24 protein-coding genes are annotated in these 20,865 nt (G+C 70.8%); 12 read left to right on the top strand and 12 right to left on the bottom strand.

Features of this window, described 5'->3' with window-relative positions; genetic code table 11:
• Positions 1 to 45 precede the first annotated feature (45 nt).
• The 3 genes from I4Q55_RS18450 to I4Q55_RS18440 all read left to right on the top strand — a co-directional run bounded on the left by I4Q55_RS18450 (position 46) and on the right by I4Q55_RS18440 (position 2,192).
• A complete protein-coding gene (locus I4Q55_RS18450) occupies positions 46 to 240 on the top strand; it encodes a DUF3073 domain-containing protein (RefSeq protein WP_091319261.1) in 195 nt (64 codons plus the stop codon).
• A 106-nt stretch (positions 241 to 346) separates the two neighbouring features.
• Positions 347 to 1,201 (top strand): 3-hydroxybutyryl-CoA dehydrogenase, encoded by an 855-nt coding sequence (locus I4Q55_RS18445; RefSeq protein ID WP_279627733.1) that lies wholly within the window; start codon positions 347 to 349, stop codon positions 1,199 to 1,201.
• A 172-nt stretch (positions 1,202 to 1,373) separates the two neighbouring features.
• Complete coding sequence (locus I4Q55_RS18440; RefSeq protein ID WP_206789272.1) at positions 1,374 to 2,192, top strand: alpha/beta fold hydrolase; 819 nt, start codon at positions 1,374 to 1,376, stop codon at positions 2,190 to 2,192.
• On the opposite strand, the gene I4Q55_RS18435 is transcribed toward I4Q55_RS18440, so the two are convergent.
• The 5 genes from I4Q55_RS18435 to I4Q55_RS18415 all read right to left on the bottom strand — a co-directional run bounded on the left by I4Q55_RS18435 (position 2,174) and on the right by I4Q55_RS18415 (position 6,613).
• A complete protein-coding gene (locus tag I4Q55_RS18435) occupies positions 2,174 to 3,004 on the bottom strand; it encodes an ECF transporter S component (protein WP_206789271.1) in 831 nt (276 codons plus the stop codon). The two genes, I4Q55_RS18440 and I4Q55_RS18435, sit on opposite strands and share 19 nt — an antisense overlap.
• Positions 3,001 to 3,213 carry a hypothetical protein gene (locus tag I4Q55_RS18430; RefSeq protein WP_206789270.1) on the bottom strand — a complete coding sequence of 71 codons (213 nt, stop codon included), beginning with the start codon at positions 3,211 to 3,213 and terminating at the stop codon, positions 3,001 to 3,003. The genes I4Q55_RS18435 and I4Q55_RS18430 overlap by 4 nt, the downstream gene beginning before the upstream one ends.
• A gap of 133 nt (positions 3,214 to 3,346) precedes the next feature.
• Positions 3,347 to 4,945 carry an ABC transporter ATP-binding protein gene (locus tag I4Q55_RS18425; protein WP_206789269.1) on the bottom strand — a complete coding sequence of 533 codons (1,599 nt, stop codon included), beginning with the start codon at positions 4,943 to 4,945 and terminating at the stop codon, positions 3,347 to 3,349.
• On the bottom strand, positions 4,942 to 6,003 hold the full coding sequence (locus tag I4Q55_RS18420) for a CbiQ family ECF transporter T component (protein WP_206789267.1): 1,062 nt from the start codon (positions 6,001 to 6,003) through the stop codon (positions 4,942 to 4,944). The genes I4Q55_RS18425 and I4Q55_RS18420 overlap by 4 nt, the downstream gene beginning before the upstream one ends.
• On the bottom strand, positions 5,993 to 6,613 hold the full coding sequence (locus I4Q55_RS18415; protein ID WP_206789266.1) for a hypothetical protein: 621 nt from the start codon (positions 6,611 to 6,613) through the stop codon (positions 5,993 to 5,995). Before I4Q55_RS18415 ends, I4Q55_RS18420 begins: the two co-directional genes overlap by 11 nt.
• A gap of 65 nt (positions 6,614 to 6,678) precedes the next feature.
• Here I4Q55_RS18415 and I4Q55_RS18410 point away from each other — a divergent pair, with 65 nt between their 5' ends.
• The 3 genes from I4Q55_RS18410 (at position 6,679) to I4Q55_RS18400 (ending at position 9,436) form a co-directional block, all read left to right on the top strand.
• Positions 6,679 to 7,587 carry a Gfo/Idh/MocA family protein gene (locus tag I4Q55_RS18410; RefSeq protein WP_206789265.1) on the top strand — a complete coding sequence of 303 codons (909 nt, stop codon included), beginning with the start codon at positions 6,679 to 6,681 and terminating at the stop codon, positions 7,585 to 7,587.
• A gap of 267 nt (positions 7,588 to 7,854) precedes the next feature.
• Entirely contained in the window at positions 7,855 to 8,511 is a 657-nt protein-coding gene (locus I4Q55_RS18405) for a VanZ family protein (protein ID WP_206789263.1), read from the top strand.
• 175 nt (positions 8,512 to 8,686) lie between these two features.
• Entirely contained in the window at positions 8,687 to 9,436 is a 750-nt protein-coding gene (locus tag I4Q55_RS18400; RefSeq protein ID WP_206789261.1) for a GNAT family N-acetyltransferase, read from the top strand.
• Here the strand turns inward: I4Q55_RS18400 and arfB are convergent.
• The 6 genes from arfB to I4Q55_RS18370 all read right to left on the bottom strand — a co-directional run bounded on the left by arfB (position 9,433) and on the right by I4Q55_RS18370 (position 14,314).
• Positions 9,433 to 9,849 carry an alternative ribosome rescue aminoacyl-tRNA hydrolase ArfB gene (arfB, locus tag I4Q55_RS18395; protein WP_206789583.1) on the bottom strand — a complete coding sequence of 139 codons (417 nt, stop codon included), beginning with the start codon at positions 9,847 to 9,849 and terminating at the stop codon, positions 9,433 to 9,435. The two genes, I4Q55_RS18400 and arfB, sit on opposite strands and share 4 nt — an antisense overlap.
• 47 nt (positions 9,850 to 9,896) lie before the next feature.
• Positions 9,897 to 10,967, bottom strand: coding sequence for a phosphoribosylformylglycinamidine cyclo-ligase (purM, locus tag I4Q55_RS18390; RefSeq protein WP_206789259.1), 1,071 nt, complete (start codon positions 10,965 to 10,967; stop codon positions 9,897 to 9,899).
• A 28-nt stretch (positions 10,968 to 10,995) separates the two neighbouring features.
• Entirely contained in the window at positions 10,996 to 12,522 is a 1,527-nt protein-coding gene (gene purF / locus I4Q55_RS18385; RefSeq protein WP_206789257.1) for an amidophosphoribosyltransferase, read from the bottom strand.
• A 118-nt stretch (positions 12,523 to 12,640) separates the two neighbouring features.
• Positions 12,641 to 12,946, bottom strand: a complete 306-nt coding sequence (locus I4Q55_RS18380; protein ID WP_206789255.1) for a hypothetical protein — start codon at positions 12,944 to 12,946, stop codon at positions 12,641 to 12,643.
• Positions 12,933 to 13,172, bottom strand: a complete 240-nt coding sequence (locus I4Q55_RS18375; RefSeq protein ID WP_206789253.1) for a DUF397 domain-containing protein — start codon at positions 13,170 to 13,172, stop codon at positions 12,933 to 12,935. The genes I4Q55_RS18380 and I4Q55_RS18375 overlap by 14 nt, the downstream gene beginning before the upstream one ends.
• Positions 13,173 to 13,435: 263 nt before the next feature.
• Positions 13,436 to 14,314, bottom strand: coding sequence for a helix-turn-helix transcriptional regulator (locus I4Q55_RS18370; RefSeq protein ID WP_206789252.1), 879 nt, complete (start codon positions 14,312 to 14,314; stop codon positions 13,436 to 13,438).
• Positions 14,315 to 14,514: 200 nt separating this feature from the next.
• Between I4Q55_RS18370 and I4Q55_RS18365 the strand changes: the two genes are divergently transcribed.
• Entirely contained in the window at positions 14,515 to 15,312 is a 798-nt protein-coding gene (locus tag I4Q55_RS18365; protein ID WP_206789250.1) for an SAM-dependent methyltransferase, read from the top strand.
• 21 nt (positions 15,313 to 15,333) lie between these two features.
• On the opposite strand, the gene I4Q55_RS18360 is transcribed toward I4Q55_RS18365, so the two are convergent.
• On the bottom strand, positions 15,334 to 15,714 hold the full coding sequence (locus I4Q55_RS18360; protein WP_206789248.1) for a sterol carrier family protein: 381 nt from the start codon (positions 15,712 to 15,714) through the stop codon (positions 15,334 to 15,336).
• Between the two features lie 56 nt (positions 15,715 to 15,770).
• On the opposite strand from I4Q55_RS18360, the gene I4Q55_RS18355 reads away from it, so the two are divergent.
• The 5 genes from I4Q55_RS18355 to I4Q55_RS18335 all read left to right on the top strand — a co-directional run bounded on the left by I4Q55_RS18355 (position 15,771) and on the right by I4Q55_RS18335 (position 20,601).
• The gene (locus tag I4Q55_RS18355; RefSeq protein WP_206789580.1) at positions 15,771 to 16,481 is read left to right on the top strand and encodes a type VII secretion system-associated protein; all 711 of its coding nucleotides are present in this window, start codon (positions 15,771 to 15,773) and stop codon (positions 16,479 to 16,481) included.
• A gap of 98 nt (positions 16,482 to 16,579) precedes the next feature.
• Positions 16,580 to 17,386: a lysozyme gene (locus I4Q55_RS18350; RefSeq protein WP_206789246.1), complete on the top strand. Its 807-nt coding sequence runs from the start codon at positions 16,580 to 16,582 to the stop codon at positions 17,384 to 17,386.
• Between the two features lie 193 nt (positions 17,387 to 17,579).
• A complete protein-coding gene (locus I4Q55_RS18345) occupies positions 17,580 to 18,449 on the top strand; it encodes a lysozyme (protein ID WP_206789244.1) in 870 nt (289 codons plus the stop codon).
• A gap of 174 nt (positions 18,450 to 18,623) precedes the next feature.
• The gene (locus I4Q55_RS18340) at positions 18,624 to 19,517 is read left to right on the top strand and encodes a hypothetical protein (RefSeq protein ID WP_206789242.1); all 894 of its coding nucleotides are present in this window, start codon (positions 18,624 to 18,626) and stop codon (positions 19,515 to 19,517) included.
• 4 nt (positions 19,518 to 19,521) lie between these two features.
• Positions 19,522 to 20,601, top strand: coding sequence for a pentapeptide repeat-containing protein (locus I4Q55_RS18335; protein WP_206789240.1), 1,080 nt, complete (start codon positions 19,522 to 19,524; stop codon positions 20,599 to 20,601).
• Positions 20,602 to 20,865: the final 264 nt, after the last annotated feature.

Here is a 20,865-nt window from a genome sequence, read left to right as displayed (position 1 = left end):
GCCGATTCCCCCGGCCGCCCCGCCCCTGTGCGAGGGGGTCGAGCCATGGGGCGCGGCCGGGCTAAGGCCAAGCAGACGAAGGTGGCGCGTGAGCTCAAGTACAGCTCGCACGAGACCGACTTCGATGCTTTGCAGCGCGAGCTGTCGAGTAACTCCTCCAGTGACAACCACCATGAGGACTCTGCCGACAGCCGGTATGAAGACCCGTACGACGACGGGTACGACGAGTACCGTCGTTGAGCACGCGTAAACGCGCGAGGGTGGAGCCGGGCCACATCCGGCAACCGCCCTCGCGCGTCGCGTGCTGCCCAGAATCGGGGCTGCGAAGCGATGGAGGAGTGAACCGGTGATAAGTCGGGTTGGAGTCGTCGGAGCGGGCCTCATGGGGTCCGGTATCGCCGAGGTGCACGCGCGGTCCGGGGTGGACGTCGTGGTCACCGAGGTGAACCAGCCGGCTCTCGACGCGGGCAAGGCGCGCATCGAGAAGTCACTGCAACGCGGCGTCAAGAACGGCAAGCTGACCGCCGAGGACGCCGACGCGGCGCTCGCCAGGCTCCGGTTCACCACGGACATCGCCGAGTTCGCCGACCGCGAACTGGTCATCGAGGCGATCCTCGAGCAGGAACAGGCGAAGGTCGACGTCTTCCGCCAGCTGGACAAGATCGTCGAAGCCGAGGACGCGCTGTTCGCGTCCAACACGTCGTCGATCCCGATCATGAAGCTGGGCATGGCGACGAGCCGGCCGCAGCAGGTGGTCGGCATCCACTTCTTCAACCCGGTGCCGGTGCTGCCGCTGGTGGAGCTGGTGCCCTCGTTGCTGACCAGCGAGGAGACCGCCCGCCGCGCGGAGGAGCACGCGACGAAGGCGCTGGGCAAGACCGTGATCCGCTCGCAGGACCGCGCAGGTTTCATCGTGAACTCGCTGCTGGTGCCGTACCTGCTTTCGGCGATCCGGATGATCGAGTCGGGCTTCGCGTCGGCGGAGGACATCGACCGCGGCATGGAGCTGGGCACCGCCCACCCGATGGGCCCGCTGCGGCTGTCCGACCTGATCGGTCTCGACACCATCAAGGCCATCGCGGACTCGATGTACGCGGAGTTCAAGGAGCCGCTGTACTCGTCGCCGCCGCTGCTGCTGCGCATGGTGGACGCGGGCCTGCTCGGCAAGAAGACGGGCCGCGGCTTCTACTCCTACGGCTGATCGACTTTCGTTGCGGTCCGGGCCTCCGTTCGGTGGTCCGGACAGCGACTTCGTCGGCTGGGCGGCGCAGCTCGGGCTCGCTTGACTGTCGGGTATGCCCGAACTGACCCGACGCACCGTTCTCCAAGCCGCTCCCGCCGCCGGCCTCCCGTGGCCGTCCCACGGTCACCGCGTGACCACGTTCGTCTTCGCCGCGGGCGCCAACGGCGTGTCCTCCGCGCCGGCCGAGCTGGTCCTGCGCGGCCACCGCGGCGTCGGGGTCGACCTGTCCGGACACCAGTTCCGGCTCTCTTACCAGGCACCTCAGGACCTGGCGGCGTTCGCGACGGAACGGTCACCGCTGGCCGGCGTGACGGTTGCGGACCAGGTGGTGGCCACAGTGGACGTCGTCCGCCGCGCGGCCGCGCACGGCCCGGTGGTGCTGGTCGGCGCCAGCATCGGCGGCGCGGCGATCACCCTGGTCGCGGACGCGGTACCGCACCTGATCGACCTCCTCGTCTACGACGCGGCGTTCTGCTGCGTCGACCTCCCGACCCCGGACGAGTACCTGAAGACCCCCGAGGCGGCGTCGTCGGCAATCGGCGACCTCCTGGGTTTCGTCGCCGCCGACCCGGCGGTGGTCGGCGCGGTCCGCTGCAACTGGCGCACCGCCGACCGCGCCCTGCTCGCGGCGGCGAAGAGCGCGTTCATGGCGGAGGCCACGGACGCGGAGTTCTTCACGTTCCTCAACGGCATGACCCCGGACGAGCTCCCCGGCAAGGGCTCGACCCCGGCCCGCGGCACGCGCGCCCGCTGGGGCCGGGTGCCCCGCGTCTACGTCCGGCACCTGCGTGACCGGGTCATCCCGCTCGCGCTGCAGAACCGCATGATCCGCGAGGCGGACGCGGCCACGCCGGGCAACCGCTTCCGCGTGTTCGACCTCGACACGAGCCACGTCCCGGACACCCGGAAGCTCGCCGAGCTGGTCGGCATCTACGACGCGCTGGCCTGATCGAACCGCACGGGAGCCCCGAAGGCGGCTCGCCGGGCCGCCCGCCGCAGGACGGCGAGCACGGCGGGCCCGAGCAGGACGATCGCGACCGCGTTCGTGATCGCGCGGCCGGTGTCCCAGCCGAGCGTCGACGTCAGGACGGTGTAGACGGCGAACCGGTGCAGGTTCTCCGTCAGCGGCGCGCCGGGCACGAAGCCGAGTTGCGTGCTGTCCCCGGCGAGGAACGGCCACGACCACAGGCTCATCAGCAGCCCGAAGAAGTAGGCCGCGAAGACGCCGTAGCCGACCAGCAGCACGATCTCGGCTTTGCCACGCGGCTTGCGCGGCAGCAGGCCGGCCCCGAGCCCGATCAGCGACGACGCGAGCATCTGGAACGGCAGCCACGGCCCGACACCGGCGGTGAGCAGGGCGCTCGTGAAGAGTGACGTCGAGCCGAGCACGAAGCCGAACCCGGGCCCGAAGACGCGGCCGGCGAGGACGAGCAGGAAGAAGACCAGTTCGATACCGCCGGTCCCCGCACTCAGCGGCCGCAGCCCGGCATTGACGGCCGAGAGCACGCCGAGGAGGGCGAGCGCCTTGGCGTCGATGCCACCACGGGACAGCTCGCCGAGCACGACCAGGATGAGCACCGGCAGGGTCGCCATGAAGACGAAGGGCGCGTCGGCGGTGTGCGCGGCCGCGGTCGGCTGCGGGTGGGTGAAGAGCGGCCAGCAGAACATGGCCAGCCCGAGGAGGCTCGCGACGGTGAGGACCAGCGCGGGCCGCGGAGTCAGGCGGATCGTGCGGGGCGGTGGGCCGAGGAAGTCGGTCATGCCGGGGTCACCGCCGCCGCGAGGGCAGGTGGACGCGCGCTGGCGGGCACGGCCGCTTGGGGCACGCCGACGCCGGCCCGCTCGGGGGCCCGCAGGTCAGCTCGCGGACCGGGCCGGCACAACATGACCAGGCCGAGGAAGCCCGCGACGGTGAGGACCCACGCAGGCCGCGGACTCAGGTGGATGGTCCGGCCGAAGAAGCCGGTCATACCGAAGGCACCGCCGCCGCCAGGACAGGTGGGCGCGCGCCAACGGGCTTGACCCGCCTGGCGCAGGCCGCGCGTCGACGTGGGCTCGTCTCCCCGGGCCCCCGCCCCCGCCCCCTCCCGCCCCTCCCCGTCCTCATGCCAGCGCCTCCGCTACCTCGTCGACCGTCAGCCAGCGCTCGGGTGCGAGGATCTTCGCCACCTGCGGGGCGAATGCCGGGGACGCCACGACCACCTCCTTGGTCGGGCCGTCCGCCACCACCTCGCCCTCGGCCATGACCACCACGCGGGTGGCCACCGTGGCCACGAACTCGACGTCGTGGGTGGCCAGCACTATCGCGTGGCCCTGCGAGGCCAGCTCTCGCAGGGCCGCCGCGAAGCGCCTTTTCGCGTGGTAGTCGAGGCCGCGTGTGGGCTCGTCGAGCAGGACCACCGGTGGGGCCGACGCCAGCTGGATCGCCAGCACCAACGACAGTCGCTGCCCTTCCGAAAGATCGCCGGGGTGCGCTTCACCGGCGATCCCGGGGGTGAGCCGGTCCAGCAGGGCACGGGCCGTTCCCGCCGGTACCTCCGACTCGGTGTCCGCCTGTGCGCACTCGGCGTCCACCGAATCGAGGTACAGCAGGTCGGCCGGTGTCTGCGGGACCAGCCCGACGCGCCGACGGGCCACTCGTGGCTTGAGCGACGCAGGGTCCGCTCCGCCGACGTCGACCTTCCCCGCCGACCTCGGCCCGCTGCCCTGCACCGCCCAGAGAAGCGACGACTTGCCGGAGCCGTTGCGTCCCATCAGCGCTACTACCTCCCCCGGCCCGACACGCAGGTCGACCCCGCGCACCGCCAGGACATCTCCGTATCGGACCACCACCTCTCTCACGTCCAGTGCCGAACCGGTCACCGAGAGACTATGACCCACCACCGACAATTTCCGAAGCCGCGAGCGCAGCGGCCCCGCGAGCCGCCGCGCGTCGCGGACCGACAGCGGCAGCGGTGACCAGCCCGCCAGCCGTCCCAGCTCGGCTATCGGCGGGGCGATCGACGACGTCTCGAAGATCTCCGCCGGCGGTCCCGACCGCACCGAGCCGTCGCCCGGCAGGTACAGCAGCCGGTCCGCGTACTGCGCCACCCGCTCCATCCGGTGCTCCGCCACGATCACCGTCGTCCCCAGGTCGTGGACCAGCCGCGTGATCGCCGCGAGGACGTCCTCGGCGGCCGTCGGGTCCAGTGCCGACGTCGGCTCGTCCAGCACGACCACCGACGGGTGCGCCGTCAGCACCGAACCGATCGCCACGCGCTGCTGCTGGCCGCCGGACAATGTCCGAAGTGGACGGTTGCGCAGGTCGGCGATGCCCAGCAGGTCCAGGGTTTCCTCGACGCGCTTGCGCATGACGTCCGGCGGCACCGCCAGCTGCTCCATCGCATACGCGAGCTCCTCCTCGACGGTGTCCGTCACGAACCCGGACAGCGGGTCCTGCCCGACGACGCCGACGACCGACGCCAGCTCCCGCGGCGGGTGCAAAGACGTGTCGAACCCCCCGACGACGACCCGCCCGGCAAGCCGGCCGCCGGTGAAGTGCGGGACGAGCCCGTTGATCGCGCCGAGCAATGTCGACTTCCCCGCCCCCGTCGGGCCCGCGACCAGGCACAACTCGCCCTCTTCGACCAGCAGCGACACGTCCGACAGCACCGGCCGCGTCGCGTCCGGGTAGGTCACCGTGACCTGGGAGAACTCGATCACCGGACAACCTCCGACACACGGGGCGCGACGAACGCCGGCAGCACCGCCACCAGCACGGACAACGCGTGGGCCCAGGAAACCTCCGGCCAGCGCAACGGGCTCAGCGACGGGAACAGCCGCTCCGGGTCGATCCGCGCGGTGACGAACAGCAGCGCGCACGCGCCGACGCCGGCCGCGACGACCAGCGTCTCCGGCCAGCGCCACGGATCCGGCCGGTACGCCGTCCGCCGCACCCGGCGGCCGCCGAGGACGAAGCCCACGACGGCTACGACCAGCCCCGCCGCCAGCAGCGGCACGCCGAGCCAGGACGACGTCCCGTCGAGCACGCCGTAGACGCCGACGCACACGCCGACCAGCCCGGACAGGACGCAGGACGCGATCAGCACCCGCAGCCGCGTCCCGAGATACGCCCGGCGACCGTAGCCACGGGAGTCCATCGCGGCCGCCAGCCGCAGGGACCGGTCCATCGCGTCCTCCAGCACCGGCACCACGATGCCCTTGACCGCCCGCAGCCCGCGCCCGGGGCCCGCCCGCAGCCGGCGGGCCCGCCGCACGCGCTGCACGCTCTCGACGAGCTGCGGGGCGACCGTCAACGCCACCGTCACCGCCGTGCCCACCTCGTAGAGTGCCCCCGGGACTGCTTTGAGCAGGCGTTTCGGGTTGGCCAGGGCGTTCGCCGCGCCGACGCACACGACCATCGTCGCCAGCCGGAGGCCGTCGTAGAAGCCGCCAAGCAGCGCCTCCGCCGACGTCGGCCCGAACAGGGACAGCCCGGCGGCGAGCGGGATCCGCGGCAGCGTGAACAGCACGTGCCCGCCGTCGTCGCCGCCGATCAGGATCCGGAACAGCACCCGCGAGGCGACGATCAGCGCGCCGACGTAGACGTACAGCCGGAACGCCAGCGCCCAGGGCGCGTCACTCCGCCGGTTCGCGACGACGAACCCCGCGACGGCGATGATCAGGCCGAGCAGCAGCGGGTTCGTCGTCCGGCTGGCGGCGACGGCCAGCGCGAGTGCCCAGGCCCACCAGGCGCCGGGGTGCAGCGCCCTACTGCGCACGCCGGCGCCGGGCGACGACGATCCCCGCGCCGCCGACCAGCACGATCACACCGGCTCCGATGACCAGGCCCCACGGGAACGAACTGCCCTGGTCAGCGGCCACGGGCGCCGGCGAGGACGCCTGGCGCACCGGCGGCACACGCGGCGGCGCCGGGAGGTCGTTCGCCGACTTCGGCCGCGCGAACGCCCACCCCTCGAACCCACCGGACGCCGGCTTCGCCGTCTGGGCACCTTCCTGGCTCGACGTCCAGCTGCCCCCGGCGGAGGCGTGCCAGTAGCTCCAGTAGGCCGTCGCCGACGGCATCCCCGCGCAGGACTCGACGGCGGGACCGGGCTGCCCGTTGATCCGGCAAGCCACGGCGAGGCCGTACTTCTGCGAACCGGCCACCTCGATCCCGGCTTCCCGCAGGGCGGCGATGCCGTTCGCCGGTGTTCCCGGGGCGCAGCGGATCAATGTTCCGGGGCCGAGGTCGCCGAAGTCGACGACCACCGTCACGCCGCCGCCCTCCGGGCAGGCCCCGTCGGTGCCCGCCGCCGAAGCGGGTGCGGCCCCCACGAAGGCGGCACCGAACAGAAGAGCGCAGACAACGGCGAGGCGGGAGGCGATCATGCAAGAACCTTAACCAGCCCGGACGCGGTTCCGGAGCGACTCGGGACACACCTAGACTGCGGGCCGTGGGACAGCTCATCGCGGACGGACAGCTGCGCGTCGGCCTCATCGGCGCCGGCCCGTGGGCGACGACGATCCACGCACCCGGGCTCGCGGATCACCCCGGCACCGCGCTGACCGCGGTCTGGGCCCGGCGCCCGGAGGCGGCGCAAACGCTTGCGGAGACGCACTGCGCGACAGCCACCGACAGCGTCGAAGAGCTGTTCTCGCAGGTCGACGCGGTGGCGTTCGCCGTGCCGCCGTCCGTGCAGGCGGAGCTGGGCGTGCGTGCGGCCGAAGCCGGCAAGCACCTGATCCTCGAGAAGCCCATCGCCGCCGACCTCGAGGGCGCGCGACGGCTGGCCGACGCGGTCGCGGGCGCGGGTGTCGCCGCGCTCGTCGTGCTGACGCTGCGCTACTCGGCGCAGACCCAGGAGTGGCTCGCCGGCCTCGCCCAGGCGGGCGGCTGGGCAGGCGGCGGCGCGCGCTGGCTGTCCGGCTCCCTGCTCGGCGGCCAGTACGCCGCCTCGGCGTGGCGGCAGGACGACGGCGGCGCGCTCTTCGACATCGGCCCGCACGCGCTCGACATGCTGGACGCCGCGCTCGGCCCGATCACCGAGGTCGTGGCGGCCCGGCAGAGCCCCGGCGACCTCTGGCACCTGATGCTGGCCCACGAGGGCGGCGTGATCAGCACGGCCACGCTCTCGCTGCGGTTGCCGGTGCAGCCGACCGTCGTCGAGGTCGCGGTCTGGGGCGAGCACGGTTACCGGACGCTCGGGCGCAAACCGGGCTCGGCACAGGAGTCCTACACCGCGTTGCTCGACGATTTCGCCGCGATGATCGCGAGCGGGACGACTTCGCACCCCTGTGACGTCCGGCGCGGCCTGCACCTGCAGGTTCTGCTCGACCAGGCACGACAACTGGCCGCGAAGTAGTACACAGGGCAGTTTCCCGCCTTTTTCTTGCGCCACAACACTTTCCTGCTTGTCCCCGGAATTCATCCACAGAGTTGTCCACAGTTTCCACTGTGGACAGTGCACCCCCTGACCGAACCACGGCAGAACAAACGGCGCCACCGGAAAGATCACCGAATAGTGCGGTCCACTCGGAGTGCCGAGTCGATCTCGTGATGCGAAGGTGATCTTGGGAAGGGTTGTTTCATCGCGCACCGATGATCTTGAGGGGTTCGAGAAGGGAAGCGCATGGAAGCTCTGCTGCGCGCCTTCTGGGGGATGATTCCGATTTCGGCCATCGCGCTGCCGTACGCGCTGATCGCGTGGCCACTGCTCGCGGCGCGGCGGCGCCGAAGAATGGCCGCCCGCCGCGCGAGCGCGACGGCCGCCGTCGACTGTGCCGTGTCCCTCGTCGCCTTCCTGGTGTTTTGCCTGGTCATCATGCCCGTCGGCGACTCCGCGGACAGCACGCTCGACCTCGTACCGGGTGCCGACATCACCGCGGCGTTCAGCAGCGACGGATCACTCTGGCAGGTGATCGGCAACGTCCTGCTGCTCTGCCCGCTCGGCGCGCTGCTGCCGCTGCGGGTCCGCGGCCTGCGCATGCTGCCGCGGATCGCGCTGGCCGCGTTGATCGTGTCCGTGCTGGTGGAGGGTACGCAATATCTGATCCACACCGGCCGCGTGACGTCGGCCGACGACGTCCTGCTCAACACGGCGGGCGCGACGCTCGGCGCGGCTCTCAGCCGCCGGGGCTGGCGCCGGCTGGACACGCAGCCGCCGGTACCGGTGGCGATCCCGCTGCCGCGCCGCACGATTTGCGAAGCTCCGACGCTCAGGCTGCGGGTTCCGAGATCGGTGTGGGACACGCGCTACGCGGCCATCGCGCACCCGGAACGCCGGTAAACCGGTTGCCGGCCGTGCGACCATGGGCCTGAAGAGCCCCTTCGAGTCAAGGAATGACTGCCTATGCCTGGCGCCGCTTCCGGCGTCGGCCCCCGCTAGGCCCGACGCCCAGCGACCTGCCCGCATGCCCGCTGCCGAGGGCTGCGGTTCCTTGACATGCTTTCGAAAGGCTCACATGTCTGTCATTCAGACCTATGTCCGCACGACGGCGCCACGCGGCCGGGAGACCGAACGGGTCGGCCCGTTCCTCGCCACCTACTCGTCGAACAAGCACCCGATGCTCAACTACGCGATCCCGGACGACGACGCGCAGCCGACTTCGGCCGAGATCGACGCGCTGACCGAGGCGTACCGGCGGCGGGACCTGCTCCCGCGGCTGGAGTACTTCACCGACGTCGCTCCCGACCTGGAGAAACTGCTGGTCGACGCCGGGTACGAGCTCGAACGGCGGGTGCCGCTGATGACGTGCGCGCCGTCCGAGCGCGTCGACAAGGCGGCCCCGGCCGGGATCCGGCTGCGCACGCCGGAGTCCGACGACGATCTGCGGCAGATGCGGGCAGCGCAGAACACCGCGTTCGGTGAACCCGCGGAGGTCGGCGACGCCGAGGTCGAACAGCTGAAGGCCGGTCTCGAAGCCGGCGTGCGGCACCTCCTGGCGGCGGACGACACCACCGGGGCCGTGGTCGGCGGCGGGCTCGCACTCGAAATCGTCGACGGCACCACCGAGATCGCCGGGATCGCCGTGCTCGAGCCGTACCGCGGCCGCGGGATCGCCGCGGCGCTCACCGCGCACCTCACCCGCGCGGTCCACGAGGCCGGCGCGCACACGGCGTTCCTCACCCCCGGCGACCTGGGGATCGGGAACGTCTACGCCCGCGTCGGCTACCGGCCGGCGGGCGAGTGCGTGCACCTCTCTCTGAGTTAGTCGTCGAAGCGGCCGGAGCGGCCTTTCTTCACGTCGCTCCGGCGCTTCTTCGACGCCAGGCGGCGCTCCTTGGAACCCCGCGAGGGCTTCGTGGGGCGCCGCTTGGCGGGCGGCGGGGCCGACGCGTCCATCAGCAGGTTCGCCAGCCGCCCACGCGCGGCCTCGCGGTTCTGCAGCTGCGACCGGTGCTCGCTGGCGGCGATCGTCAGGACGCCGTCGACCAGCCGCGAGCCGAGCCCGGTCAGCAGCCGGTCACGCAGGTGTTCGGGGATCGACGGCGACGAAGCGACGTCGAACGACAGCTCCACGCGCGAGTCGGTGGTGTTCACGCCCTGCCCGCCCGGGCCGGACGACCGCGAAAAGCGCTCGCTCAACTCGGCTCCCGGGATCACGAACCGGGAGCCGACCACCACGTCCTCGGCTGCCACACCTCAAGTGTGACAGCCGGGTCGACGGAATATCAGAACCGCGGGTGGTCGCCCGAGAGCACCGCGCGCGGGCCGTCGACGTCGTCGGCGGGCTGGACGTCGCCCAGCACCCACGCCGGGACGTGGCGCGCGGTGAGCATGGCCAGCGCCCGGTCGACGTCTTCGGCGCCGACGATCGCGACCATGCCGACACCCATGTTGAACGTCTTCTCCAGCTCGGCCCGCTCGACCTTGCCGCGCTGGCCGATCAGCGCGAACACCGGCGCCGGCGTCCACGTGCCGCGGTCGAGCCGGGCGACCAGGCCGCGCGGCATGACGCGGGCGAGGTTGGCCTCGAGACCACCGCCGGTGATGTGCGCGAACGTGCGGACCTCGGTCTCGGCGGCGAGCGCCAGGCAGTCCTTCGCGTAGATCCGCGTCGGCTCCAGCATCTCCTCGCCGAGGGTGCGGCCGAACTCCTCGACGTGCCCGTCGAGCGGCATCCGCGCGATGTCGAGCAGCACGTGCCGGGCCAGCGAGTACCCGTTCGAGTGCAATCCGGACGAGCCGAGCGCCAGCACGACGTCACCCGGACGGACCTTTTCCGGCGAGAGCAGCTGCGCCGCCTCGACCACGCCGACGCCGGTGGCCGACATGTCGTAGTCGTGCTCGCCCATCAGGCCCGGGTGCTCGGCGGTCTCGCCGCCGAGCAGCGCGCAGCCGGCCTGGACGCAGCCCTCGGCGATGCCGCCGACCAGCGCGGCGATCTTCTCCGGGTGCACCTTGCCGACGGCGATGTAGTCCTGCAGGAACAGCGGCTCGGCACCGGTCACGACCAGGTCGTCGACCACCATGGCGACCAGGTCGATGCCGACGGTGTCGTGCTTGTCGAGCGCCTGCGCGACCGCGATCTTGGTGCCGACGCCGTCGGTCGAGGACGCGAGCACCGGCTCCTTCCACTTGTCGAGCTTCAGGGAGAAGAGCCCGGCGAAGCCGCCGACACCGCCCATGACCTCGGGCCGCGTGGCCCGCTCGGCGTGCGGCTTGAGCAGCTCGACGGCTTGGTCGCCGGCGTCGATGCTGACCCCGGCGGCGGCGTACGTGGCGCTCGTGGACTCGCTCACGATGGACGGACTCCCTACTGGAAGGAACTCAGGGACGCCGGACGGCGTCCTCGGCACCGTACCCGGCGGGGCTGACGGGGGTCGCCTTGCCATTGACCGCGTCGAGGCTTTCGAGCAGGTGTTTCCCGATCAGCGCGTCTTCCGGCAGCGGGATCGGGTACTCGCCCGAGAAGCACGCCGTGCACAGCCGCGACTTCGGCTGTTCCGTGGCCGCGACCAGGCCGTCCAGCGAAATGTAGCCCAGGGAGTCGGCTCCGATCGAGCGCCTGATGCCGTCGGTGTCGACGCCGTTCGCGACCAGTTCGGCCCGCGACGCGAAGTCGATGCCGTAGAAGCACGGCCAGCGCACCGGCGGCGACGCGATCCGGACGTGCACCTCGAGCGCGCCGGCCTCCCGCAGCATCCGGACGAGCGCGCGCTGGGTGTTGCCGCGGACGATCGAGTCGTCCACCACGACCAGGCGCTTGCCGCGGATGACGTCGCGCAGGGGGTTCAGCTTGAGCCGGATGCCCAGCTGGCGGATGGTCTGGGACGGCTGGATGAAGGTGCGCCCGACGTAGGCGTTCTTCACCAGGCCGGTGCCGTAGGGGATGCCGGAGCCCTGCGCGTAGCCGATCGCGGCCGGGGTGCCCGACTCCGGCACCGGCATCACCAGGTCGGCCTCGACCGGCTGCTCGGCGGCGAGCCGACGGCCGATCTCGACGCGGGTGGCGTGCACGCCGCGACCGGCGATCGTGGTGTCGGGGCGGGCCAGGTAGACGTACTCGAAGACGCAGCCCTTGGGGTCCGGGTTCGCGAACCGCGAGGAGCGCAGGCCCTCGGCGTCGATCGCGATCAGCTCGCCCGGCTCGACCTCGCGGACGAACGACGCGCCGACGATGTCGAGGCCCGCCGTCTCGCTCGAGACGACCCAGCCGCGCTCGAGCCTGCCGAGCACCAGCGGGTGCACGCCGTGCGGGTCGCGCGCCGCGTACAGCGTGTTCTCGTCGGAGAACACCAGGCAGAAAGCGCCCTTCAGGGTGGGCAGCAGCTCCATGGCCGCGGCCTCGATGCCCTTGTCGGCGGCGTTCGCGGCGAGCAGGCCGCAGATCAGGTCGGAGTCGCTGGACGAGCCGGTCAGGCCCGCGTGCGGCTTGAGCCCCGCGGCGATGGTGCGTTCACGCAACTCGGCGGTGTTGACCAGGTTGCCGTTGTGCGCGAAGGAGAGGCCGCTGCCGGTCTCGGTGGTGCGGAAGATCGGCTGGGCGTTCTCCCAGATGGTCGCGCCGGTGGTCGAGTACCGGCAGTGCCCGACGGCGATGTGTCCCTGCAGCGACTGCAGGATCTGCTCGTCGAACACCTGGCTGACCAGGCCGAGGTCCTTGAAGACCACGATCTGCGAGCCGTCGGAGACGGAGATACCGGCGGCCTCCTGGCCCCGGTGCTGCAGGGCGTAGAGGCCGTAGTAGGTCAGCTTCGCGACTTCTTCCCCGGGAGCCCAGACGCCGAAGACGCCACACTCCTCACGGGGTTCCGGTTCGGGCTGGTCGGACACGAGCTGCGGGTCGGAAACCACCGAGGAGCTCCTGGGAAGACGTGGTCAGGCCGGTTTCAGTGTAGACGGTCCGGTCATGAGCCAGGCCCCGCCCGACGTGGCACTGACCACTTCGGACGGGGCCCGCAAGTCTTCACGGCTAGCACGCATCCGGCAGCGAGAGGATCTCCGCCAGCACCTGCGCACCATCTCCGCGGCGGCGCCACAGCCACCGCTCCGGCTCGAAGATGTTCTCCTCGGAGCCGGGCATCCTGGTCGCCACGACGTCGTCCTCGGCGTTGAGCCGGACCACGTCCACCACGTCATCGTGCACCCGCACGCCGACGACGGCGAGGACCTCGCCGCGCTCGTCGGCGGGGTGGACGAACTGGTAGCCGCGGGCCACCAGCTCCTGCAGTCCGGTCTCGATGTCGAAGACGGGGGCGACGGCCTCAGCCGAGGACATCGTCGAATTCACCGTCCTTCGCGCCCGCCAGGAACGCCGCCATCTCGACACGCGTGTAGACGAGCGCCGGGCCGGTCGGGAAGCGCGAGTTGCGCATCGCGATCTCGCCGTTGGACAGCGGCGCGACCTCGACGCAGTTGCCGTTGAAGTTGCTGTAGCTCGCCTTGCGCCATGCGACACCGGTCAGCCGATCAGCCGGGACGCCGTTCTCGAATCGCTCAGCCATGATCCCACCTCTCGAAGCAGAAAAGCCTTCCGGACGATGCATCTGCATGTGCATTTGCCCGCGTGTTCGAGGCTAGCACGTGTGCCTGCAGCGGTAAATGCACGTGCAGAATTTCTTGCAAAGTTCTCGGACGGTAAAGAAATAGCTGATGGGGCTTACCCTGTCGGGTGACAGATACTGGCCCTAACGGGTTAACCGCTACGCCAAGTTACCGGTCGGCGGGCAGTCGCCGGCACCGCCGAACCGGGTACAGGCAAGGGTTTCTAGATCTCCTGGCGGCGCTTCGCGAGCATCGCCCGGCTCCGCTCCGGAGTCTCCGCGTCGACGGCCAGCATGTCGAGCGCGCGGCTGTACTTTTCGATCTCTTCGCGCTTCTCGATGTAGTGCGCGCCCGTCAGGTACTCGACGTAGGCGATGTTCGGCAGTTCCGGCTCGCCGAACCGCAGCAGTGAAAAGGCGTGCTCCGCGGAAAGGCCGCTGCTCTCGTACGGCAGCACCTGGACCGACACGTGCGGCAGCGCGCTCATCTCGAGCAGGAACTCGATCTGCTGCTTGAGGACCTTCGCGCCCCCGATCGGCCGGTGCAGGACCGACTCGTCGAGCACCATCCACACGCGGGGCGCGTCCGGCCTGCTGAACATCTTCTGCCGTCGCATCCGCAGCGCGACCAGCTGGTCGACGCGCTCGTCGGCCATGTCCGGCCGACCGTGGCTGAAGATCGCCCGCGCGTACGGCTCGACCTGCAGCAGGCCCGACACGTAGATCGGCTCCCAGATCTGGATTCGCGCCGCGGCTTCTTCGAGGCCGACGAGGTCGGTGAACCAGTTCGGCATGGTGTCGCCGAAGCGCCGCCACCAGCCCGGCTCGTTCGACTGCTTGACCATGTCGAGGAACGCCCGGCGCTCGGCCGGGTCGTCGACGCCGTACATCGTCAGCAGGTCGGTGACGTCGCGTTCCTTGAACCCGACCCGGCCCAGCTCCAGCCTGCTGATCTTGGACTCGGACCCGCGGATGTTGTATCCGGCCTGCTGACGGGTGATGCCGGCTTCTTCGCGGAGCCGGCGCAGCTGCGAGCCGAGGATCATGCGGCGCGCCGTGGGGCCGATGTTCTGTTCACCTGCGGACGCGTTCACCGCGTTCATTCCCGGCCCTTCCGCGCTCACGTCACCAGGGGGTTCTAGCCCGACTACCGAAAGTACACGTTGGGCCGTCCTGCGCAAAGAGGTGACCCGGTTTACCGCATGCGTGTGGAGTCCTACTCTACGTAGAGTACGAGACTTTCGACACAGAACTTGCGAGGTTCAAGATGCCCGACGCCGCGACCCGGACCGAACGAGTTCCTGTGGGGGTCGACCCGACCCGAGCGAGCATCGCGCGCGTGTACGACGCCTTCCTGCTCGGGAAGGACAACTACGAGATCGACCGGGAGGTCCTGCACAAGGTGCAGAAGGCCGCCCCGGAGGCGCAGGACCTCGCGTTCGAAAACCGCGGGTTCCTGATCCGCGCCTGCCGCTTCCTCGCCAGCCAGACGGGGATCACCCAGTTCCTCGACTGCGGCTCCGGCCTGCCGACCGCCGAGAACACCCACCAGGTCGTCCAGCGGATCAACCCGGAGATCAAGGTCGTCTACATCGACAACGACCCGGTGGTGCTCGCCCACGGCCGCGCGCTGCTCGAGGAGAACGAGAACACCCACTTCGTCGCCGAGGACATCTTCGAGCCGCAGCAGATCCTCGAGAACGAGGTCGTCCGGCAGCACATCGACTTCTCGCAGCCGGTCGCGTTCCTCCAGCTGGGCACGCTGCACCACTACAACGGCCCGCACGAGCGGCCGGCGGAGATCATGAAGGAGTACGTCGACGCGCTGCCGTCGGGCTCGTTCGTGGCGATCTCGCACTTCTTCGACCCCGAGGACGAGGACTCCGCGACCGCCCGCAAGATGGAGGACTTCTTCCTGCACAGCCCGATGGGCTCGGGCACCTTCCGGACGCAGAAGGAGATCGAGGACCTGTTCCCCGGGCTCGAGATGGTGCCCCCGGGCGTCGTGCGCTGCGCCGACTGGTGGCCGGACGGCCCGCGGCTCAAGGAGCTCAACGTGGCCCAGCGGACCATCGCGGGCGGGATAGGCCGCAAGCCGTAGCTCCTGTCCCGGCCCCGTCCGTCAGAGCCGGACGAGGGGGAGCCAGTGGGACAGGTCGGCCCGGGTGCCCGACGCGGACACCCGGCCGGCCGCCACGGCCGTGGTCCAGTCCAGTTGCCCGGTGGCCAGTTCGAGCCACGTGCGCGGGTCGGTCTCGATCACGTTCGGCGGGGTGCCCCGGGTGTGCCGCGGCCCCTCGACGCACTGCACCGCGGCGAAGGGCGGCACGCGCACCTCGACCGTCCGGCCCGGCGCGTCCGCCGCGAGCGCGCGCAGCGACAACCGGACCGCCGCGGCCAGTTCCGGGCGCGCCGGATCGGGCGCATCGCCCTGCAACCACGGGGAAACCGCCAGCACCGCCGCACGTAACTGTCCGGGGTCGACCGAACGCGAAGAGGCCATGGGCAAACAGTAGAGTGGCGCACCAAGACTTGGCAGGTACACCCGAGAACGTGGGGATGACGATGGCGCAGCGGGACGAGGCGGATCGGATGGTTTCGCAGCAGCCCACCGGAAGCGGAGCCGATCGCCCCGGCGGCAGGCACGGCAAGCACAACCGCGCCGCGCGTCGCGACGGCCGGCAGGCGCGGCGCTCCGGCAAGCAGGGAACGACGCCCGAGATCACCGAGGAAATGCGCGCGAACGCCCGCGCCAACCCGAACAGCTGGCTCTACGTCATCGACGAGGCCTTCGACCCGAACGGCCCGGTGCCGTCGTGGGCGGTCGTCGGCGCCTACCCGGTGAACGACGCCGGCGACGTCGTCGCCGACTTCCACCCCAACGACCGCTACCGGCCCTCGCCCAAGGCGCTCGGCTTCCCGGAACCGGCGAACGACCTCGAGCACCTGCTGCAGCTCGTCCGCACCGAGCACCGCCCGCCGTCGGACCTGCCGAAGGTGGTGCTCGACGCGACGCTGTTCGTCTACGCGATGTCGCCGGTGCAGCGGACCGTCATCGGCTTCCACAACACCGACGGCCGGGTCATGGTGCCCGCCTACACGCGCAAGGCGCTGGTGCCGCGCGAGTGGCCGCACGCGCGGGCCGTGCTCGGGCGCGACATCGTCGACCTGCTCGGCGGGCACCCGGTCGCGATCAACCCGCACGACCTCATCACGGCCGTCGTGCCGGCCGAGCACCTGATGAAGGCCATCGCCGACGAACGGCGCTGACCTGCGGGTCCCACTCCATCGAGTGATCATCGACTCGCCGATCCGGCGGCGCCGGTGCATCGTGAGGCTGAAGAAGTCTCACGAGATCGGTGGGGAGCATGAGGGTGAAAAGACGTTCGCTGCCCTTCGCCGCCGTCCTCGCGTCCGTCCTCCTCGTGACCGGGCAGGCGCCGGCGAAGGCCGACGACATCTACGCCGGGGCCCAGGAGCACTTCGCGGGTTCTCAGATCGCCAAGGTCGAGGGCGTCGGCGAAGCCCCCGGCGTGCTGTACGGCGGTGACGACCAGCAGCTCGGGCACGACGTCAGCGGGCACCAGGGTCCGGTCGACTGGCGGGGCGCGGCCGGCTCGGGGGCCAAGTTCGTCTACGTCAAGGCGACCGAGGGCACCGGCTTCGTCAACCCGCAGTTCGCGCAGCAGTACAACGGCTCCTACAACGTCGGCCTGATCCGCGGCGCGTACCACTTCGCCCGGCCGGACATCTCCGACGGCGCGGCGCAGGCGCGGTACTTCCTGGCCCACGGCGGCGGCTGGTCGGCCGACGGCAAGACCCTGCCCGGCGCGCTCGACGCGGAGTACAACCCGTACGGCGAGACCTGCTACGGCAAGGACGCGGCGGGCATGGTCGCCTGGCTCCGCGCCTTCTCCGACACCTACCGCGCGGCGACCGGCCGTCCCCCGACGATCTACACGTCGACGAGCTGGTGGAAGCGGTGCACCGCGAACAACGGCGGCTTCGGCGCCAACCCGCTCTGGATCGCGCGCTACAACAGCTTCGTCGGCGAGCTGCCCGCCGGCTGGGGCGTGCACACGATCTGGCAGTTCGCCGACCGCGGCACCCTGCCCGGCGACCAGAACTGGTTCAACGGCTCGGCGGACCGGCTGCGCGCCCTCGCACTGGGCTGAACGGCCCAGCATTTCCAATAATAGGTGTTAACCTGTCACCAATTAACGATCTTCTTCCCGGGAAAATCACCCACACGTATACCCAATTTCACGGAACTGAGTGACAAACGCCACTTCGTCCTCAACAATCGTGCTCGAGCGGCTACCTGCAGTAAGCCGCTCATCGCGAGGGTATCTGTGAAGGGATCCAACGATGTCCACATCCCGAAGAGGGCGGCTGTTCGCTGCCCTGGTCGTCCCGGCCACGCTGCTCCTGCTCGGCAGCTCAGCCCAGGCGGCGACCTTGTCCCCCGAAGTCGACCCCGTGGCCGCGATCAACGCGGACATCGCACAGCACAACCACGATCTGGGGTCGCAGATCCGGCGCGTCGAAGGCGACAAGTCGACACCGGACACGCAGAAGGCGGCGCAGCAGCCGCAGCCCGGCCAGGCCATCCCCGGCCAGGTGCTGGCCACGGTGGCCGGCATGGACGTCGCCAGCTACCAGGGCAACGTCGACTGGGCGTACTGGTGGAACCAGGGCAAGCGGTTCGTCTGGACCAAGGCCACGGAGAGCACCAGCTACACGAACCCGTACTTCGCCCAGCAGTACAACGGCTCCTACAACCAGGGCTTCATCCGCGGCGCCTACCACTTCGCCACGCCGAACACCTCGAGCGGCGCGGCGCAGGCCAGGTACTTCGTCGCCCACGGCGGCGGCTGGTCGAAGGACGGCAAGACGCTGCCGGGTGCGCTCGACATGGAGTACAACCCGTACGGCTCGACCTGCTACGGGCTGAGCAAGGCGGGGATGACGTCGTGGATCCTCGACTTCCACGACACGTACAAGTCCCTGACCGGGCGCTGGCCGGTCATCTACACGTCGACGAGCTGGTGGAGCCAGTGCGTGAGCGGTGACTTCTCCAGCACGGCCCCGCTGTGGGTCGCGCGGTACGCGTCGTCGGTCGGCACGCTGCCTTACAACTGGGGCTTCTACACCGTCTGGCAGTACACCTCGAGCCCGCTCGACCAGGACACCTTCAACGGTGCCTACGACCGGCTCCAGGCACTGGCCAACGGCTGATCCATCCCCCGACCGGCTCCCGGTCGTGACGGTTTCGCGCCGCCACGACCGGGAGCCGGTTTCATGCCGTACCGTCCGAGCTTGCAGAATGCTGCAGTCACGTCCTGGGGAACCGCACGCGTCCACCGGACGTCGGAAGCGCACGAACCCCCAGCGCCCGGAAGGCATGGACCGATGACCTACCCGCCTCAGCCGGGCCAGCCCGGCCAGCCCGACCCGTACGGCCAGCCGCAGTCCGGCGGCGTCCCGCAGCAGCCGTACCCCCAGCAGGGCGGGTGGGACCCCAACCAGCAGCAACAGCCGTACCCGACGCAGCAGTACCCGCAGGGCTGGGACCCGAACCAGCAGCAGGGGTACCCCGCGAACCCGCAGCCGACGTGGGGCGACCCGTACGCGCAGCAGCAGCAGCAGTCGGCGTGGGCGGACCCGAACGCGCAGCAGTACGGCCAGCAGGCCTGGGACCCGAACGCGGCAGGCCAGGTGTCCGGCTGGGACCCGGCGACCGGCGGCTACTCGCAGGGCTTCGGCGGGCCGCCCGCGCCGCCGAAGAAGAGCAAGACCGGGATGTGGATCGCCATCGGCGCCGCCGTGGTCGTCGTGCTCGCCCTGGTGGGCATCACGGGTTTCGTCGCGCCGGGCTTCTTCCTCTCGAAGGACGACACCAACACGGCCGCGCCCCCGTCGTCGAGCACGTCGGCCAAGCCGTCCCCGTCGAAGCCGACGTCGAAGAAGCCGACGACCTCGGCCACGAAGCCGCCGTCCGGCAGTGACGGCGGCAGCTCGGACGCCAAGGCCGTGCTGCAGGGCTTCATCGACAAGCTGAACGCGGGCGACAACAACGGCGCCGTCGCGCTGGGCTGCGCGGACTCGAAGGAGCTGCTCACCTCGTGGCTCGAGACGTTCCTCAAGCCGCCGCTGCAGCTGCAGCTCGGCGACGTGCCCGCCGACAAGTACCTGGTCGAGGGCGAGGTCACCGGGACGTCCGCCGGCAAGCCGGTCAAGGGCACGCTGAGCGCGACGAACTTCGACAAAAAGGGCTTCTGCGTCAGCACCATGCTGGTGTCCTGAGCCGGTGAAGCTGTGGCGATCGCCGCTGGCGTGGACGTTCCTCGCGTCGGTGGTGCTGCTGCTGGGGGTCGGCGGCTGGCTGCTGGCCGACCCCGCCACCAGCCGCAGTGACGCGCTCAAGACCGGCGGCCTGGCCGGCGGCGCGATCGTGGCGCTGTACGCGCTGTGGCTGAACGACCGCCGCCGCCGGGTCGAGGAGCGGCGGCAGGACATCGAGCGGCAGCGCCACGAACTCGAAGCGCAGCGGGCGGAGCAGGACCGCGAGCGGGTGGCGGACGAGCGGTTCGCGAAGGCGGTCGAGCTGCTCGGCCACACGGCCGACCAGGTGCGCGTGGGAGCGCTGCACGCGCTCGCGGGGTTGGCGCGGAGCCGGCCGGACTACACGCAGACGGTGCTGGACGTGCTGTGCTCGTACCTGCGGCGGCCGTTCGAGCACGCTCGCTACAGCGATCCGCTGAAGGACGGCAGTCCCGAAGAGGAACGCGAACTCACGGTCCGCCTCACGGCCCAGCGGCTGATCACCGAGCTGCTGCCCGGCCGCGACGACCCGGGCCCGGCCTACGACCTGGACCTGACCGGCGCGGTGCTGGAGTACCTGGACCTGTCGGGCAGGCTCGTCGGCGGCCTGCTGCTGCGGCACGCGTCGCTGCGCAGCACCACCAACTTCAGCGGCTGCCGCTTCACGGGCCGCGTCTACCTCACCGCGGCCGGCACCGGCGACGGCCGGCTGGTGGGTTACTTCCGTTGCCGCGGTGCGGTTTTCGAGAGCCACGCGTGGTTCAGTGGCACGGAGTTCGCGGAGACCGCGGAGTTCACCGACACGACGTTCGCCGGGCGGACGACGTTCAAGGACGCGAAGTTCGCCGGCGACGCGGTCTTCTCCGGCGTTGCCGCTTCGGACTCGCTGGACCTGCGGCGGACTTCGTTCGAAGGCCAGACCGATCTGCGGTTCGCCTCGCTGCCCGAGTCGGTTTCGCTGTACAACACGCTGGTGCGGGCCGAGAAGGACGTGCGGTTGCCGGAAGCGTGGAGGCTCGAAGAACTACGCGACGGGGCTGCCCGGATCGTCGCCGAAGCGGGCTGAGCAGCCCCCGTTTTCCACGCTACCGGAGGGCACCGACAGTTTCCGGTGCTCGCTTGACCGGGGTGGGGGGGGGGGGCGCGGGGCGCGGGCCCCCCCCCCCCCGGCGGCCCCGGGCGGGGGGGGGGGGGGGCCCGGGGGGGGGGGGGGGGGGGGGGGGCCGCCCGCCGCGCCCGGCATCAGGATCACCACCGTGCCACCGGGTTCGACGTGCGCGAGGCAGTGCTGCACCCAGGCGAGCTCGGGCTCGCCGCGCGGGGGCAGGCC

The organism is Amycolatopsis sp. MtRt-6 (assembly GCF_017308975.1).
Classification (GTDB): domain Bacteria; phylum Actinomycetota; class Actinomycetes; order Mycobacteriales; family Pseudonocardiaceae; genus Amycolatopsis.
Note: the sequence above shows the minus strand (reverse complement) of the source record. Positions and strands in the feature narration are given on the sequence as shown.

What these genes read in the sequence shown, in the direction of transcription:
- I4Q55_RS18350 (WP_206789246.1), top strand. Translation starts at nt 16,580, where the DNA reads ATGAGGGTGAAAAGACGTTCGCTGCCCTTCGCCGCCGTCCTCGCGTCC.
- I4Q55_RS18400 (WP_206789261.1), top strand. Translation starts at nt 8,687, where the DNA reads ATGTCTGTCATTCAGACCTATGTCCGCACGACGGCGCCACGCGGCCGG.
- I4Q55_RS18355 (WP_206789580.1), top strand. Translation starts at nt 15,771, where the DNA reads ATGACGATGGCGCAGCGGGACGAGGCGGATCGGATGGTTTCGCAGCAG.
- I4Q55_RS18345 (WP_206789244.1), top strand. Translation starts at nt 17,580, where the DNA reads ATGTCCACATCCCGAAGAGGGCGGCTGTTCGCTGCCCTGGTCGTCCCG.
- I4Q55_RS18360 (WP_206789248.1), bottom strand. Translation starts at nt 15,714, where the DNA reads ATGGCCTCTTCGCGTTCGGTCGACCCCGGACAGTTACGTGCGGCGGTG.
- I4Q55_RS18375 (WP_206789253.1), bottom strand. Translation starts at nt 13,172, where the DNA reads ATGGCTGAGCGATTCGAGAACGGCGTCCCGGCTGATCGGCTGACCGGT.
- I4Q55_RS18340 (WP_206789242.1), top strand. Translation starts at nt 18,624, where the DNA reads ATGACCTACCCGCCTCAGCCGGGCCAGCCCGGCCAGCCCGACCCGTAC.
- I4Q55_RS18405 (WP_206789263.1), top strand. Translation starts at nt 7,855, where the DNA reads ATGGAAGCTCTGCTGCGCGCCTTCTGGGGGATGATTCCGATTTCGGCC.
- I4Q55_RS18450 (WP_091319261.1), top strand. Translation starts at nt 46, where the DNA reads ATGGGGCGCGGCCGGGCTAAGGCCAAGCAGACGAAGGTGGCGCGTGAG.
- I4Q55_RS18430 (WP_206789270.1), bottom strand. Translation starts at nt 3,213, where the DNA reads ATGACCGGCTTCTTCGGCCGGACCATCCACCTGAGTCCGCGGCCTGCG.
- I4Q55_RS18435 (WP_206789271.1), bottom strand. Translation starts at nt 3,004, where the DNA reads ATGACCGACTTCCTCGGCCCACCGCCCCGCACGATCCGCCTGACTCCG.
- I4Q55_RS18380 (WP_206789255.1), bottom strand. Translation starts at nt 12,946, where the DNA reads ATGTCCTCGGCTGAGGCCGTCGCCCCCGTCTTCGACATCGAGACCGGA.
- I4Q55_RS18370 (WP_206789252.1), bottom strand. Translation starts at nt 14,314, where the DNA reads ATGAACGCGGTGAACGCGTCCGCAGGTGAACAGAACATCGGCCCCACG.
- I4Q55_RS18415 (WP_206789266.1), bottom strand. Translation starts at nt 6,613, where the DNA reads ATGATCGCCTCCCGCCTCGCCGTTGTCTGCGCTCTTCTGTTCGGTGCC.